At 71.1% G+C, this 13,140-nt stretch carries 14 protein-coding genes and 1 tRNA gene; 2 read left to right on the top strand and 13 right to left on the bottom strand.

Annotation, left to right across the window (positions count from 1 at the left end):
• From HEP85_RS33330 to HEP85_RS33310, 5 genes are all read right to left on the bottom strand, one after another.
• Entirely contained in the window at positions 1-594 is a 594-nt protein-coding gene (locus HEP85_RS33330; RefSeq protein ID WP_168531245.1) for an ATP/GTP-binding protein, read from the bottom strand.
• Positions 569-946, bottom strand: coding sequence for a DUF742 domain-containing protein (locus HEP85_RS33325; protein ID WP_168531243.1), 378 nt, complete (start codon positions 944-946; stop codon positions 569-571). The genes HEP85_RS33330 and HEP85_RS33325 overlap by 26 nt, the downstream gene beginning before the upstream one ends.
• Positions 943-1,344, bottom strand: coding sequence for a roadblock/LC7 domain-containing protein (locus HEP85_RS33320; protein WP_168531241.1), 402 nt, complete (start codon positions 1,342-1,344; stop codon positions 943-945). The genes HEP85_RS33325 and HEP85_RS33320 overlap by 4 nt, the downstream gene beginning before the upstream one ends.
• Positions 1,341-2,510: a sensor histidine kinase KdpD gene (locus tag HEP85_RS33315; RefSeq protein WP_168531239.1), complete on the bottom strand. Its 1,170-nt coding sequence runs from the start codon at positions 2,508-2,510 to the stop codon at positions 1,341-1,343. The genes HEP85_RS33320 and HEP85_RS33315 overlap by 4 nt, the downstream gene beginning before the upstream one ends.
• A 408-nt stretch (positions 2,511-2,918) precedes the next feature.
• Positions 2,919-2,992 (bottom strand) — tRNA-Pro (locus HEP85_RS33310).
• Between the two features lie 154 nt (positions 2,993-3,146).
• Here HEP85_RS33310 and HEP85_RS33305 point away from each other — a divergent pair.
• Positions 3,147-3,848, top strand: coding sequence for a transketolase (locus HEP85_RS33305; protein ID WP_168531237.1), 702 nt, complete (start codon positions 3,147-3,149; stop codon positions 3,846-3,848).
• Between the two features lie 123 nt (positions 3,849-3,971).
• Positions 3,972-4,883: a transketolase family protein gene (locus tag HEP85_RS33300; RefSeq protein ID WP_168531235.1), complete on the top strand. Its 912-nt coding sequence runs from the start codon at positions 3,972-3,974 to the stop codon at positions 4,881-4,883.
• A 437-nt stretch (positions 4,884-5,320) separates the two neighbouring features.
• Here the strand turns inward: HEP85_RS33300 and HEP85_RS33295 are convergent, their stop codons facing one another.
• The 8 genes from HEP85_RS33295 to HEP85_RS33260 all read right to left on the bottom strand — a co-directional run bounded on the left by HEP85_RS33295 (position 5,321) and on the right by HEP85_RS33260 (position 13,133).
• Positions 5,321-6,589 carry an MFS transporter gene (locus tag HEP85_RS33295; RefSeq protein WP_369657947.1) on the bottom strand — a complete coding sequence of 423 codons (1,269 nt, stop codon included), beginning with the start codon at positions 6,587-6,589 and terminating at the stop codon, positions 5,321-5,323.
• Positions 6,590-6,818: 229 nt separating this feature from the next.
• Positions 6,819-7,181 (bottom strand): MmcQ/YjbR family DNA-binding protein, encoded by a 363-nt coding sequence (locus HEP85_RS33290; RefSeq protein WP_168531231.1) that lies wholly within the window; start codon positions 7,179-7,181, stop codon positions 6,819-6,821.
• A gap of 109 nt (positions 7,182-7,290) precedes the next feature.
• Positions 7,291-7,830, bottom strand: a complete 540-nt coding sequence (locus tag HEP85_RS33285) for a GNAT family N-acetyltransferase (protein WP_211118103.1) — start codon at positions 7,828-7,830, stop codon at positions 7,291-7,293.
• On the bottom strand, positions 7,827-8,399 hold the full coding sequence (locus HEP85_RS33280; protein ID WP_168531229.1) for a helix-turn-helix domain-containing protein: 573 nt from the start codon (positions 8,397-8,399) through the stop codon (positions 7,827-7,829). Before HEP85_RS33280 ends, HEP85_RS33285 begins: the two co-directional genes overlap by 4 nt.
• 182 nt (positions 8,400-8,581) lie before the next feature.
• Positions 8,582-9,487 (bottom strand): LysR family transcriptional regulator, encoded by a 906-nt coding sequence (locus HEP85_RS33275; protein ID WP_168531227.1) that lies wholly within the window; start codon positions 9,485-9,487, stop codon positions 8,582-8,584.
• 31 nt (positions 9,488-9,518) lie between these two features.
• Entirely contained in the window at positions 9,519-10,712 is a 1,194-nt protein-coding gene (locus HEP85_RS33270) for a glycine C-acetyltransferase (protein ID WP_168534269.1), read from the bottom strand.
• 10 nt (positions 10,713-10,722) lie between these two features.
• Complete coding sequence (gene tdh, locus HEP85_RS33265) at positions 10,723-11,751, bottom strand: L-threonine 3-dehydrogenase (RefSeq protein ID WP_168531225.1); 1,029 nt, start codon at positions 11,749-11,751, stop codon at positions 10,723-10,725.
• Between the two features lie 122 nt (positions 11,752-11,873).
• The gene (locus HEP85_RS33260) at positions 11,874-13,133 is read right to left on the bottom strand and encodes a Gfo/Idh/MocA family protein (RefSeq protein ID WP_369657946.1); all 1,260 of its coding nucleotides are present in this window, start codon (positions 13,131-13,133) and stop codon (positions 11,874-11,876) included.
• Positions 13,134-13,140: the final 7 nt, after the last annotated feature.

Here is a 13,140-nt window from a genome sequence, read left to right as displayed (position 1 = left end):
CTAGCGGGCACGGTCCTGCAGATAGTGAACGAGGGTGATCAGAGCGCTGGCTGATGATTTCTCGTCACGCGCGTCACAGGTGACGACCGGGGTGTCGGGCAGCAGATCCAGTGCCTCGCGCAGGGCGCGCTCCTCGCGAATCGGCGTACCGTCGAAGCGGTTGACGGCGATGGCGTAGGCCAGTCCGTACTGCTCGATCAGGTCGATGACGGCGAAGGAGTCCGCCAGCCGCTCGGGGTCGACCAGCACCAGCGCGCCCAGCGCGCCGCGCGCCATGTCCTCCCACATCTGCACGAACCGCTGCTGTCCCGGCGTACCGAACAGGTACAGCACGACGTGATCGCTGATCGTCAGGCGCCCGAAGTCCATGGCGACCGTGGTGGTGGTCTTGCCGCGGACGCCCTTGAGGTCGTCGATCTCCTCGCCGGCCTGCGTCATCGTCTCCTCCGTGGACAGCGGAGGAATCTCGGACATCGTCCCGACGAAGGTGGTCTTGCCGACCGCGAAGTGCCCGACGATCAGGATCTTCACGGCGGTCTGCGCCGCTCCGCCGCGGACGTACGCCTTCTCATCCAAAACGGGCCCGGAGACCATCCAGCACCTCCTGAAGTATCTGCTCGTCGACCAGGCGGGCGCGCGCCACCGGCGCACGCGTGATGAGGTATCCGCCCTCGGCCAGGGCGTTGAGGAGGATCTTCACCACGCCCATGGGCAGGTGCATGTGTCCGGCGATCTCGGCGACCGAGAGGTAGCCGCCGGAGCACATCTCCAACAGGCTCTGTTCCTCGGGAGAGAGCCGGGTCCGCCGCTGGGGGTGGTCGGCGGCGGCCGTGACCAGTGTGATCAGCGAGAACTGGTCGCCCTCGGGGAGATCCCGGCCGTTGGTGATGACATACGGCCGGACTAACTCCGCGGCCTCGGGCTCCTGCTGGTCGGAGTCGGTCACGGGCGTGCGCCGATGTTCTCGCGCGGCGGGGTCGTCAGCGCCTTGCCCAGCTGTCCGACCAACTGCTGCATACGGAAGGTGATGTCCGCCATGTCGATGTCGGTGGAGGCCGAGACCGCGAGGTAGGCGCCGTCACCGGCGGAGATCAGGAAGACCCAGCCGCCGTCGAACTCGACCAGCGTCTGGCGCCACTTCAGGTCGGTCCCGTCGCAGAAGAACCCGATCGAGCGGCTCAACGACTGCACGCCGCTCATCGCGGCGGCGACGGTGTCCGCGGTGTCCCTGTCGACCCCCTTGGAGGAGGCCATCAGGAGCCCGTCGGCGGAGACCAGGACCGCGTGCAGAGCGCCAGGAATCTCCAGGACGCCGTCAAGCATCCATGACAGATCGTTGTTCACGAAACCTCATGCCCTTCGCTGCTTGCCTCATGTGCGTTGCTCGTCCGGTCCGCGGGGTCCGGGTGCGCGGCTCGACCGGTCTGGGTGCCGCGCTGGAAGGCGCCCATGATCGAGGCGGTCTCCTCCTCGGAGCGGGCCGGCGCGCTCGCGGTGTCGGAACTCTGCGGCACGATGGCCATGGCCCGCCTGCGGCGGCGCTTGGGCAGTCCGTCGGCGGTCGTGGTCGCGGCCACGACGGGGTCGGGATCGCTCGGGTTCAGCGAGGGAACAGTGCTCACGGTCTGCGCCCGCTCCTTTGGTTCCGGCATGCTGGTGAGCAGCTCGTCCGGCAGCAGGACCACGGCCCGCACACCCCCGTAGGGGGAGGTGGAGTCGACGGACACCGTGAAGCCGTAGCGCTCGCAGAGCACACCGATCACCGCGAAGCCGAACTGCGGAGGATTGCCGAGCCCGGAGACGCCCGAGGCCCGCTCACTCGACAGGAGTTTCGCCGCCCTGGTCTTCTCCTCCTCGTTCATGCCCACACCGGCGTCGTCGACGACGATGCAGATTCCCTTGGGTACGGCGCGGACGTTGATCTCGACCGTGGATTCCGGCGCGGAATAACTGGTGGCGTTGTCGAGCAGTTCGGCGAGAGCCAGTGCCACCGGCTCGACGGCCCGGCTCGTGACCGCGAAATCGACCTGCGACAGAATCTCGACCCGCTGGAAGTGCCGGATTCTGCCCTGCGCGCTGCGGACCACGTCATAGACGGAGGCGATCTCGCGCTGACGGCCAAGCCAGCCTTCGCAGAGAACCGCGATGGACTGAGCACGCCGGCCGAACTGCGAGTTCATGTGGTCGATTTCCAGGAGATCCTGGAGTATGAGCGACTCGCCGTACTTCGTCTGCAGTTTCGAAATAGCGAGCTGCTGTTCGGCGGCGAGCCCCTGAAGGGTTCGCATCGCCGACTTGAGCGCCGTTCTCGTTGCTTCTTCGGCGTGCTCCTGAGCCTTTTTCACCGAGGCGGAATATTGATTCTCGAGCTCAGCGTAATGATCCCTGAGCCCTTGATTCTCCTGCTTTAAACTACGCGCCGCCCGCTGTCCACGAATAATGGCGGCAGCTGCAAGCGGAGTCCCAGCGATAAGAGCCCAGAGAGCCGGGTCCTGTATATATTGCGTCATAAGACTCTCTTCAAGCGACTGGCAGCCAGCTACTGAATTCCCGTCAGCACGGCGGGCCCACAGCCCACTGCGCAAGGATTACCGCCCGGGCCGTACCGCTGGCCTGAAAAGTCGTTCTGTGCACGTAGCCCGCTCGGCAAGTGCGGCGATCGTATCATCGCCCCAAGTCATGACGGACCGTCAATATGGGGAGCAGTTGCGAACATTGACGGCCGGTCAGTTACCTCACGCACCCTCCGGCCGGACGGGATTCCTTCCGCAATCAGTCCCCTATCCCGCATCAAGGGGTGATATCCGAAAAGGAAGCTCTGTCGCTTTCGTCAACCGGTGCCCGGAGTGGACGCCAAAAAGCTCGGAGGCCGCCTTCTCATCGCTGAGAAGACGGCCTCCGAGCTACGACTTCAAAAGTCGGGACGACAGGATTTGAACCTGCGACCCCTTGACCCCCAGTCAAGTGCGCTACCAAGCTGCGCCACGTCCCGTTGCCCGCCTGACCTGGGGTTTCCCCCTGACCGAACGTGCACCGAAACAATACCGCACTCGCACCCGTGGTCGCGCACCCCTTTCTTCGGGGCCGAGGGAACCTCAAGCCCGCCGCTTGACCTCAAGTTTGGTCGAGGTTGCACGATCGTCACCATGACGATCACGACGGAACGCGACCACGGCTACCCGGACCTGCCCCGGCTGATGGGGCTGATGACCGGCGACGAGAAGCACGGACCGGCGGCTACCTCCACACTCGACGCGTTGTGGGTGCTCTACGACCGGGTGCTGCGGGTCACGCCCGAGCGGCCGGACGATCCGGAGCGGGACCGGTTCCTGCTCTCCAAGGGGCACGGGCCGATGGCGTACTACGCGGTGCTGGCGGCCAAGGGATTCCTGCCCGTCGGGTGGCTGCCGGGTTTCGGCTCGTACGACTCGCCGCTCGGGCACCACCCGGACCGGGTGCTGGTCCCGGGCGCCGAGATCGGCAGCGGCTCGCTCGGGCACGGGCTGCCGATCGCCGTCGGCACCGCGCTGGGCCTGCGCGCGCAGGGGCTGGACGAGCCGCGTGTCTGGGTACTGACCGGCGACGCGGAGCTGGACGAGGGCAGCAATCACGAGGCGATCGCGTACGCCGGTCCTGCCGGGCTCGACCGGCTGCACACCGTCGTGATCGACAACTCCTCGGCCAGTCATGCCCGGCCCGGTGGCATCGCCGCCCGGTTCGAGGCGGCGGGCTGGTCCGCCCTGACCGTCGACGGCCGCGACCACGAGGCGCTGTACGCCGCCTTCACCGCGCCCCATCCGGGTCGGCCGCACGTCGTCGTCGCCCGGGTCGAACCGAAGCTCGCCTGAGCGGCCACCTCACGCGCCCCGCCCCGTCACCGGTCCCCCGTCGCCGGTCCCTCCCCACCGGTCCCCTCGCCACCGGGACCGTCCCCACCGGTTCATCCCGCACGTCGTCGAAAGGACACCCCCATGGACACCATGCGTGACCGTTTCGCCCCCGTCGTCTCCCGGCTGCTCGACGAGGACCCCCGCGTCGCGGTCGTCCTGGCCGAGATCGGCACGGACGGCTTCGCCGCGGCCCGGATCAGGCATCCGGAGCGGGTGATCAACGTCGGGATCCGCGAACAGCTCCTCGTCGGAGCGGGCGCGGGCCTGGCGCTCACCGGGCTGCGGCCCGTCCTGCACACCTTCGCCAGTTTCCTCGTCGAGCGTCCCTTCGAGCAGGTGAAGCTCGACCTCGGTCATCAGGACGTGGGTGCGGTGCTGGTGAGCGCCGCCGCGTCCTTCGACTGGCCCGCAGGGGGCTTCACCCACATGGCACCCGGCGACGTGGCGCTGCTCGACACCCTGGACGGCTGGACCGTGCATGTCCCGGGGCACCCCGACGAGGCCGAGACCCTGCTGCGGCACGCGGTCGCCGCCGGCGACGACAAGGTGTACGTACGGCTGTCGACACAGTCCAACGCGCAGGGCCGCCCGGTCGACGGGGTACGGCTGCACACGGTCCGCGAGGGGCGCGGCGGCGTGGTCGTCGCCGTCGGGCCGATGCTCGACGCGGTGCTCGCGGCGACGGAAGGGCTCGATGTCACCGTGCTGTACGCCACCACCGTCCGGCCGTTCGACGGGGCGGCGCTGCGGCGCGCCACGGAGGCGGCGGGCACCGACGTCGTGCTAGTCGAGCCCTGTCTGGCGGGCACGTCCGCGGCCACCGCGGGCGACGCGCTCGCCGGCGTACCCCACCGCGTGCTCGGCCTCGGCGTCGGCCGCCGCGAGCTGCGCAAGTACGGAACCGTCGACGAGCACCTGGCCGCGCACGGGCTGGACGCGGGGTCCCTCCGGGAGCGGATCGGCGGTTTCCTGAGCGCCCCGGGCGACGCGTGACCGGAGGCCTCCGCGCACCGGGTCAGGTGTCGCGGCGGTGCGGGCCGAGTGCGACCGGAGGCCCAGGCGCCCCGGGACACTCGTGAACGTCGGTCCGGCCGACCCGAGTTGTGCGTCATCGGCGTCACCGGCGCCCCGGTGACGCCGGACCGACAGACCGGGTGCCCCGGGGCGTGCGCCGCCGCCGGCCGGCGGCCCCGGTTGAGGGGCGACCGACGACGGCTCCAGCACACCAAGTCGCTCAGACCGGGGCTGGGACACCCGGAACAGGGGTCGACGGCGGTCCGGACGGCACGCGTTGCGTGCGACCGGCGGCTCCAGCGGACCACGGTGCATACGAACGACGGCTCCAGCACTCCGAGCCGCCCGCGACCGGGGCTCGGGCACCCCGGAGCAGGCGTCAACGGCAGCCGTAGGCCGGGGCGACTCCGGCCGGCTCAGCGCGGCTCGCGCCGCGCCGGTCGGCGTACGGCCGGGGACGTACGCGCGAGCGGTGCCCGGGGGTCGACGCGCAGCAGGTTGCGGATGGCCGGCACCAGGAGCAGGGACGTGCAGACGACGAGGGTCATCGCGCCGGCCACGAGGAGGACGTTGTCGGCGCCGAGGACCGTCGCCGCCGGCCCCGCCAGCGCCTGCCCGAAGGGCATCATCGCCAGGGAACCCGCGACGTCGTAGGCGTGGATGCGGTTGAGGACGTCGGGAGCGACCTGGGTCTGCACGCTGGTCGCCCACATGACGCCCCAGAACGACATGCCCGCGCCCGCGGCCACCGCTCCGGCCGACATGGCCGGGACTCCGAGGCCCGCGCCGACGGCGGCGGGGAAGCAGGCGAAGGCGAACAGGGCGATCGAGCCGGCCCGCAGCATGTGGCGGGGGCGCAGCCGCAGGGCCAGCAGGCCACCGACGACGGTGCCGGCGCCGAGCGCCGAGTTGATCAGGCCGTAGGCGCCCGCGCCGTACCGCCGGACCACCTCCGTCGCCACCAGGGGGACGGTGGGACCCGAGATGAAGAGCATGTACACGCACCAGATGACGATGACCCCCCACAGCCAGGTCCTCGCTCTGAACTCCCGCCAGCCCACGACGAGATCGCCCCGGAAGCTGCCGCCGTGCGGCCGGCTTCCGGGCGCGGCCGGGGGCAGGCGGAGCAGGAGCAGGCACAGGGCACTCAGCGCGTACGTCGCCGCGTGCGCCGCGAAGACCCCGCCCGCCGAGGAGAACGCGACCAGCAGTCCCGCGAGGGCGGGGCCCGCGAGCTGCGCGGCGGACTCGGCGATCCGGATCGCGCCGTTCGCCCCCTGCACGTCGGCCGCCAGGCGCGGCACCGTACTGGCGACGCCCGGCTGGAAGACGGCTCCGGCGGCGCCGTTGACCGCGCCGATCACGCAGAGCTGCCAGAGGAGCACGTGGCCGGCGAAGAAGAGCCCTGCGGCGAGGGCCTGGGTGACCAGTCGTACGAGGTCGGCCCCGATCATCAGCTTGCGCGTGCTGAACCGGTCGGCGATGACCCCGCCGAAGATCACCAGTCCCGCGAACGGCGCGGCGGACGCGGCCATCGCGAGACCGATGGCTCCCGCCCCGTAGCCGTGCTGGAGCAGTCCGGCGGCGAGTGCCACCGGGAGCATCGTGTCGCCGAGCCGGGCGAGGGCCCGCGCGACGAAGAACAGCGCGAAGTCCCGCGACCAGACCGGCGCGAGACCGGTCACGCCGGCGGGTCTCCGGCGTGACCCCCACCGCCGCCCCGCGTCGGATCGCCCGCGTCCTCGTCGGTAAGCGATCCGGACCGCGTCGGCTCACCACTCGGTGACGTCCCGTGCATCCCGCCCGTGCCCCTCACCCGCGGTCGCCCCGCGCTCCCCCCGCGAACCGGACGTCCCTGCCTCCGCTCCGGCACCCGGATCATGTCACGGGGCACACCCGGCGGCGGAGTGATTTTCACCGGTCCGCGGGGAGCCCCAACACCGGGTGGGAGTCGAGCAGTCGGGGCGGGGCGGCCTGCCGCCAGGAGTCGGCGAGGATGTCACGGAGTTCGTCGTCGTCCTCCAGGGCCGCGAGCCTGACCCGGACCCAGGCGAAGCCCGCCTCGTGGTCGGCGATCCAGAACTTCCGTGGCTCCGCCAGGACGAGTTCGTCCCGCTCCTCCTTGGGGCAGCGCACGGCGATGGAGGTCTCCTCCTCGGGCAGGGTGGCGAACATCTTCCCGGCGACCCGGAAGGTGGGCATGTTCCAGGCGGTCTTCTCCGTCGTGTCCGGCAGGGACAGGGCGATCCGGCGTACGTCTTCGGCGTTCGGCGACATGGGACGCACGGTAGCCAATGGCACCGACACACCACCGCTGACCTGCGCGATCAGCGGGACGGCCGGGAGCCCGCGGCCCACCCGGATGAGGAGGAGGGGGCGCGTCACCTCACGTCGCCGCCGCGGTGGCGGCCCCCACCCGCTTGTAGAAGACCGTCGTCGGGCGGAGTACGCCCGAGGGAGTCGTCGCGTAGTCGGGTATCGCTCCGAGGCGGGTCCAGCCCGCGGACAGGTAGAGGGTCTCGGCCGGGCTGTCGGTCTCCGTGTCGAGGTGCAGGAGGGTCACCCCGGTCGCGGCGGCCGCCAGCTCGGCGGTGGTCAGCAGCGTGCGGCCGAGCCCCCGCCCCCGGCCGTCCGGGTGCACCATCAGCTTCACCAGTTCGGCGCGGTGGCGGCTGTTGGGCTTGTCGGGAAAGGCCAGGCCGACCGTGCCGAGCATCCGGTCCGCGCTGTGCGCCACCCACACCGCGAGGTGGCCGGCCGCAACCTCGGCCGCGCGCCCCTCCCACCAGGCCACCGCCGACGCGCGGTCGAGCGGCGCGAGGAAGCCGACCGAGGCCCCGCCGTCCACGGTGTCGGCCAGGAGACCGGCCAACTCGTCGGCCTGGGCGAGGACTTCGGCCGCGCTCAGCCGGGAGACGGCGGTCACGGCCTCACCACCACCAGCGCGTACCGCACGTCCTGCGGGCCGGGGCAGCGGAAGCGGGTCGGGCCCCACACCCGCAGTCGGAGGCAGTCACCGGTGCCGAGACGGTGCTCGACGTCCCGCGCCGTCACCTCCAGCGCCCCGTCGAGCACCCAGATGTGCTGCTCCAGACCGGGCACGGGAGGCCGGTCGTACGCGATGTCGGCGCCGGCCGCGAGCCGTCCCTCGACGAGTTCTCCGCGCAGCCCCGTGTGCGGCGGGGACACCGACCGTCGTACGAAGCCGGAGGCGCCGTCCCTCCAGACCGTCTGGTCGGCCGCCCGCACCAGCCCGGCGGGTTCCGCCTCGACCTCGCTGAGCAGCTGCGACATGGTGCACCCGTACACGGCGCACAGGCGGTTGAGGAGCGAGGCCGTGGGGCTGATCTCGGCGCGCTCGGCCCGCGACAGGGTGGACCGGCTGACCCCGCTGTGGTCCGCCAGCTCCGCCAGCGACCAGCCCCGTTCGGCCCGCAGCTCGGCGAGCCGGGCCCCCAGGCGGACGTCGACGGCTTCCTGCGGATCGGTTCCCATATTCGAGATGCTATCCCAGATACGAAACGGAAGGAGAGCGGGATCGGGGGCGACGGCAGCCGAGGTGGCGGGACCGGGATCGGCATCGGCCGCAGGTCATGGACGTCACGGGGTCATGGACGTCACCGGGTCATGGAGGTGACGGGGTCATGGAGGTGACGGGGTCATGGACGTCATGGACGTCACTCCACGGTCGCGGCCCGCGCCAACGCGTCCAGCACCGGACGGATCAGCGGATGCCCCTCCGCGCCACGCCGTACGGCGGCGAAGACCCGGCGGGTGGGCGCGATCCCGTCGACGGGGCGCACGACCACGCCCGTGAGGTCCATGCCGATCAGGGCCGAGCGCGGCACCAGCGCGACGCCCGCGTCGGCGGAGGCGAGGGCGACGACGGCGCGGAAGTCGTCCGAGGAGTGTTCGAGACGCGGCTCGAATCCCGCGTTCTCGCAGGCCAGGACCACCACGTCATGGCAGGGATTGCCGGGGTACTGGCCGATCCAGGGGTCCTTGGCGAGTTCGGCGAGCGGTACCTCGTCGGCGTCGGCCAGACGGTGGGTGACCGGGACCACCGCGTCGAACGGCTCGGCGTACAGGGGTACGTGGGTCAGTCGCGGGTCGTCCGCGGCCGGGGCACCCCGGTACTCGACGGCGACCGCGATGTCGACCTGCCGGTCGAGCACCATCGGCAGGCTGGCGTCGCCCTCTGCGTCCTGCACCCGGACGTGGATACCGGGGGCGGTGACGGCAAGGCGGGCGAGCGCGGGAGCCACCACGAGGCCGATGCCGGTCGCGAAGGCGGCGACGGTGACCGTGCCTGCGGAACCCGAGCTGTAGGCGGCCAGCTCGGCCTCGGCCCGCTCCAGCTGGGCCAGCACGGCGTGCGTGTGGCCGAGCAGGATCTCACCGGCGGGAGTCAGCCGTACGCCCTTGGCACCCCGCTCGACGAGCCGGTGCCCGGTCTCCTGCTCCAGGGCGGTCAGCTGCTGGGAGACCGCCGAAGGCGTGAGATAGAGCGCGGCGGCAGCCGCCGTCACCGTGCGGTGGTCGGCCACCGCACGGAGGATGTGGAGCCGCCGCGCTTCGATCATGCGACCGATTCTCTCAGGTCACACGGGTCTTTCAGCCTTCGAGCTCCGCCCGCGCCGCCACGAACGCGTCCACCGCGCGGTTCACGTCGTCCGTCGAGTGCGCCGCGGACAACTGCACCCGGATACGGGCCGCGCCCTGCGGGACGACCGGGTACGAGAAGCCGATCACGTACACGCCGCGCTCCAGGAGCAGTTCCGCCATGCGCCCGGCGACGGACGCGTCACCGATCATGACCGGGGCGATCGCGTGGTCGCCCGGGAGGATGTCGAAGCCCTCGGCGGTCATCCGGGAGCGGAACAGCGCGGTGTTCGCGGCGAGCCTCTCGCGCAGGTCGCCCGCCGACTCCAGGAGGTCGAGAACCTTCAGGGACGCCGCCGCGATCACGGGAGCGAGCGTGTTGGAGAAGAGGTACGGACGCGAGCGCTGGCGCAGCAGGGCGACGATCTCCGCGCGGGCCGCGACGTAGCCGCCGGACGCGCCGCCGAGCGCCTTGCCGAGGGTGCCGGTGATGATGTCGACGCGGTCCATGACGCCGTGCAGCTCGGGGGTGCCCCGGCCGCCGGGGCCGACGAAGCCGACGGCGTGCGAGTCGTCGACCATGACCATCGCGTCGTAGCGGTCGGCGAGGTCGCAGATCTCCTGGAGGGGAGCGACATAGCCGTCCATCGAGAAGACGCCGTCCGTGACGATCAGACGGCGCCGGGCGTCCGACGCCTCCTTGAGCTGGGCCTCCAGGTCGGCCATGTCACGGTTGGCGTACCGGAAGCGACGCGCCTTGGAGAGGCGGATGCCGTCGATGATCGAGGCGTGGTTGAGGGCGTCGGAGATCACCGCGTCCTCGGCGCCGAGCAGGGTCTCGAAGACGCCTCCGTTGGCGTCGAAGCAGGAGGAGTAGAGGATCGTGTCCTCCTGGCCGAGGAACGCGGACAGCCGCGCCTCCAGCTCCTTGTGCACCTCCTGCGTACCGCAGATGAAGCGCACGGACGCCATGCCGTAGCCCCAGCGGTCGAGGGCCTCGTGGGCGGCGGCGACGACCTCGGGGTGGTCGGCGAGGCCGAGGTAGTTGTTCGCGCAGAAGTTGAGGACCTCGCCGGGAAGGGCGCCCGAGGTGACGCTCACGGTCGCGGACTGCGGGGTGCCGATGACACGCTCGGGCTTGTGGAGCCCGGCGGCGCGGATCTCGTCGAGGGTGGTGCGCAGATCGTCGCGTACGGAATCGAACATCATCAGTTCCTTAGAGGGTCCAGTCCAGAATGACCTTGCCGCCGCGGCCGCCGGCCGCTTCGGCGAACGCGGCCTCGTGGTCGCGGAAGCCGTATCGGCCGGTGATCACCGGAGCGAGGTCGAGGCCGCCTTCGAGGAGCACCGACATCGCGTACCAGGTCTCGAACATCTCCCGGCCGTAGATCCCCTTGATCGTGATCATGGAGGTGACGATCCGGGACCAGTCGACGGGGAACTCCTGGGCGGGCAGGCCCAGCATCGCGATCCGGCCGCCGTGGGTCATGTTGGCGATCATGTCGCGCATCGCCTCGGCGCGGCCGGACATCTCCAGGCCGATGTCGAAGCCCTCGCGCAGCCCCAGCTCGCGCTGGCCGTCGGCGATCGTCGCTGAGGAGACGTTCAGGGCGAGGCTCACGCCGATCTTGCGGGCGAGTTCGAGGCGCTCCTCGCTGACGTCGGTGACGACGACGTTGCGGGCGCCCGCGTGCCGGGCCACCGCGGCGGCCATCAGGCCGATCGGTCCGGCACCGGTGATCAGTACGTCCTCACCGACCAGCGGGAAGGAGAGCGCCGTGTGCACGGCGTTGCCGAACGGGTCGAAGATCGCGGCGACGTCCAGGTCGACGGGGACCCGGTGCACCCACACGTTGGTGGCGGGCAGGGCGACGTACTCGGCGAACGCGCCGTCGCGGCCGACGCCGAGGCCGACCGTGGCGCGGCAGAGGTGGCGGCGTCCGGCCAGACAGTTGCGGCACTTGCCGCAGACCAGGTGGCCTTCGCCGCTGACGCGGTCGCCGGCCTTGATGTCGTCGACGTCACGGCCGGTCGCGACGACCTCGCCGACGAACTCGTGGCCGAGCACCAGCGGTGTGGTGATGGCCTGCTGCGCCCAGCCGTCCCAGTTGCGGATGTGCAGGTCGGTTCCGCAGATCCCGGTCCTCAGGACCTTGATCAGTACGTCACCGGGGCCGATCTCCGGCTCCGGGACGTCCACGAGCCAGAGCCCGGGCTCCGCCTTCTCCTTGACCAGCGCCTTCACGCAACGGCTCCTGTGGGTGAGGCCCCGGGGCAGGGCACGCCGAAGGGGCCCGTACCGGGGAGAGGGGTGTATTCCCTGAGGAATCTGCCGTACGACCGTAGTCCTGGTCCATCGAGGTTTTCTTAAACGCGGCCGCAGCTTTCCTTCACACGTCGGATTCCCGGGGCCCCGCACCGGCCCCTACCCTCCCCGGGCACCTGCCCCCGTTCGAAGTAGGCGACCAATTCGGGGTCGAGCGCGGGCACCTCGCGCGCGCTGCCGCCGTCCCGCAGGGACTCCGTGGCCCGGAATCCGGCGGCCACCGCCATGCGCGCGGCGACCGGGGAGGTGTCGGTGCGCCCTCCTTCCCGCACGAACCGGAGGAACTCGTCGATCAGCAGCGGGTCGGCGCCGCCGTGCCCGGCGTCCTCGGGGCCTTCGGGGGGCTCCGGCACCGGGTACTCGGCGTCGGCCAGGGCCCGGTGCCCCGAGCGGCGGCTGTTCCAGACCTTCACCACGGCACCGGGCCCGTCCCCGAAGTTCTCCAGCCGGCCCGCGTCACCGATCACGGTGTAGTTGCGCCAGTAGTCGGGGGTGAAGTGGCACTGCTGGTAGGCCGCCAGCACCCCGTTGTCCAGGCGCAGGTTGACCAGCGAGACGTCCTCGACGTCGATGACCGGATTGAGTGCCCGCTGGGTGTGCGGGGGCCAGTGACCGTCCTCGGTGTACCAGTCCTCCGACCGGGGCTCCCCCGGCTCCCGTCGATGCGGGTTGCCGCCGTACACCATGAGGTCTCCGAGCGCCTGCACCTGCCGCGTGTAGCCGCCGGCCAACCAGTGCAGTACGTCGATGTCGTGGGCGCCCTTCTGCAGCAACAGGCCGGTGGTGAAGCGGCGTTCGGCGTGCCAGTCCTTGAAGTACCAGTCCCCGCCGAAGCCGACGAAGTGCCGCACCCACACGGTTTTGACGGTCCCCACGGCGCCGCCCCGGACGAGGTCGCGCATCAGACGGATCACCGGCATGTGCCGCATGTTGTGGCCGACGTAGAGACGGGTGCCCGTCTCGAAGGCGGTGCGCAGGACGGCGTCGCAGCGCTCGATGGTGATGTCCAGGGGCTTCTCGACGAAGACGGGCTTGCCCGCGCGCAGCGCCTCGCCGGCGAGGTCCGCGTGCGTGTGGTCCGGGGTGAGGACGAGCACCGCGTCGACGTCGGGGTCGTGGACGACCTCGCGGTGGTCGTCGACGGTCCGGACGCCGGGGATGCGGGCGGCGGCGGCCTCCCGCAGCAGCGGGTCGTGTTCGGCGAGGACGCTCACGCGTGAGCCCCGGCCGGGGCGGTGGGCGGTGAGCGCGAGGGGACCGCGCAGGCCGAAGCCGAGAACGCCGAGACGCAGATCGGTCATGGGGTGC

It is taken from the genome of Streptomyces sp. RPA4-2, assembly GCF_012273515.2.
In the GTDB taxonomy this organism is placed as follows: domain Bacteria; phylum Actinomycetota; class Actinomycetes; order Streptomycetales; family Streptomycetaceae; genus Streptomyces; species Streptomyces kaempferi.
Note: the sequence above shows the minus strand (reverse complement) of the source record. Positions and strands in the feature narration are given on the sequence as shown.